Consider the following 2,000-nt stretch of genomic DNA (forward strand, 5'->3'; position numbering starts at 1 on the left):
CCTGCACCCCCTCGCACCCGTCGAGACCTGCTTCACCTGGCTCCGTCCGGTTCGCCGCGCCACCGCACCGCCTTTCGGGCAGGCGGGCCCGTATACGGACAACCCGCCGCTGACCTGCCGGTCGTGGCGTGCGCGACACTCTACGGCCAGCCGGGGGCCCTGCGCACCGGCCGCCCTCTACCCAGTGGTAATAGCGGTCTGGCAAGCTGCGTCCATGTCCGCTGCCGCCGCTGACCGGGCCCGGTACGACCGGGCCACCGCCCATCTCGAAGCGCCCGTGGCGATTGTCGACCTGGGAGCCTTCGACGACAACGCCCGGGATCTGGTCCGCCGGGCGGGAGGCAAACCGATCCGCGTGGCCAGCAAATCGGTGCGCTGCCGCGCGCTGTTGGAGCGGGTGCTGGCGCGCGACGGCTTCGCGGGGATCATGAGCTTCACGCTCCCGGAGTCGCTGTGGCTGGCGCGCGAGGGGTTCGACGACGTGCTGCTCGCCTACCCCTCCGCCGACCGGGACGGCTTCGCCACCCTGACCGGCGACCCCAAGCTGGCCCAGGCCGTGACCGTCATGGTGGACGACCTCTCCCAGCTCGATCTGATCGACAGCGTTCGCGCCGGGACCGAAGAGGTCCGGGTCTGCCTGGAATTGGACACCTCGCTGCGGTTGCTCGGCGGGCGGGTGCGGGTCGGGGCGCTGCGCTCACCGCTGCGCGAACCGGAGCAACTGGCCACCCTGGCACGGGCGATCACCGACCGCCCCGGCTTCCGGCTGGTCGGGCTGATGGCGTACGAGGGGCATGTGGCGGGTGTGGGCGACGCGGTGCCCGGGAGTCCGCTGCGCTCGCGCGCCATCCGGCTGATGCAGTCCGTGGCGCGCCGGGAGCTCGCGGCGCGCCGGGCCGCTGCCGTACGGGCGGTGCGGGCCGTGGCGGACCTGGAGTTCGTCAACGGCGGCGGTACGGGCAGTGTGCAGCACACCGCCGCGGAGGACGCGGTGACCGAGATCGCCGCCGGGTCCGGGCTCTACCAGCCGCGGCTGTTCGACCACTACACCTCCTTCCGCGGCCGCCCGGCGGCCCTGTTCGCCCAGCCGGTGGTGCGCCGCCCCGGGGTGGGCGTGGTGACGGTGCTCGGCGGCGGCTATCCGGCGTCGGGCGCGGCGGGCCGGGACCGGCTGCCGGTGCCGTATCTGCCGGAGGGGCTGGAGTACGACTCGATGGAGGGGCCGGGCGAGGTGCAGACTCCGCTGCTGGGCACGGCCGCCGACGATCTGCTGATCGGCGACAAGGTGTGGTTCCGGCACGCCAAGGCCGGTGAGCTGTGCGAGCGGTTCGACACGCTGCGGCTGATCGAGGGGGACCGGGTGGTGGCCGAGGTGCCGACGTACCGGGGCGAGGGCAGGACGTACCTCTGACGGCCGGCCGCCACACCGCTTCGGCCCGGATGGACCGGTAACGCTAGATGGACCGGCCGTCGCCCGCCAGCGCCTCGATGCCCTTGACGATCTTGTCCATGTCGCTGAGCGGCGGCGCCTTGTCGCTCTCGTCGAACCCGAAGCGCACCACGACCATCGTGTCCGGCATGGTGGGCGAGGGGAACGCCACCGACTGCACGATGCCGTCGTCGCCCTTCTTCGTCACCACCTTCCAGCGGACCAGATAGCCCTTCTCGCCCGCGACCTCGACCGCCGAGGCCTTCAGCTGGCTGTGGGAGGTGATCCCGCCGTACGCCTTGCGGTCGGTGTCCTGGTCCGTGCCGTAGGACTCCTCGGCGTTCTGCGCGATGTCCTCCTTGGCTATGCCCTTGGCGGAGGTGGCCTTGTAGCCCTCCGCGGTCCGGGAGAAGGCGCCGCCACGCACACAGTCGGTGGACGGGTCGCCCGGGCAGGGGTAGCGGGAGGTGGTGACGCCCGCGCCGCCGGAGCTGCTGCGCCCGGCCTGCCAGCCGGAGAGCACCGGCAGGCTGATGCCGTTGCCCTGGTCCGGGGCGGTGTCCGGGTCGTA

1 protein-coding gene and 1 pseudogene are annotated in these 2,000 nt (G+C 72.7%); one reads left to right on the plus strand and one right to left on the minus strand.

What is annotated here, in order from left to right:
- Nucleotides 1-214 precede the first annotated feature (214 nt).
- Nucleotides 215-1,411 carry an alanine racemase gene (locus tag GWI24_RS43710; RefSeq protein WP_210951564.1) on the plus strand — a complete coding sequence of 399 codons (1,197 nt, stop codon included), beginning with the start codon at nucleotides 215-217 and terminating at the stop codon, nucleotides 1,409-1,411.
- 43 nt (nucleotides 1,412-1,454) lie between these two features.
- On the opposite strand, the pseudogene GWI24_RS43715 reads toward GWI24_RS43710, so the two are convergent.
- A pseudogene (locus tag GWI24_RS43715) lies at nucleotides 1,455-2,000 on the minus strand (hypothetical protein); the annotation flags it as partial.

The organism is Streptomyces sp. MK37H (assembly GCF_018035285.1).
GTDB classification, from domain to species: Bacteria; Actinomycetota; Actinomycetes; order Streptomycetales; family Streptomycetaceae; genus Streptomyces; species Streptomyces endocoffeicus.

What these genes read in the sequence shown, in the direction of transcription:
- GWI24_RS43710 (WP_210951564.1), top strand. Translation starts at nt 215, where the DNA reads ATGTCCGCTGCCGCCGCTGACCGGGCCCGGTACGACCGGGCCACCGCC.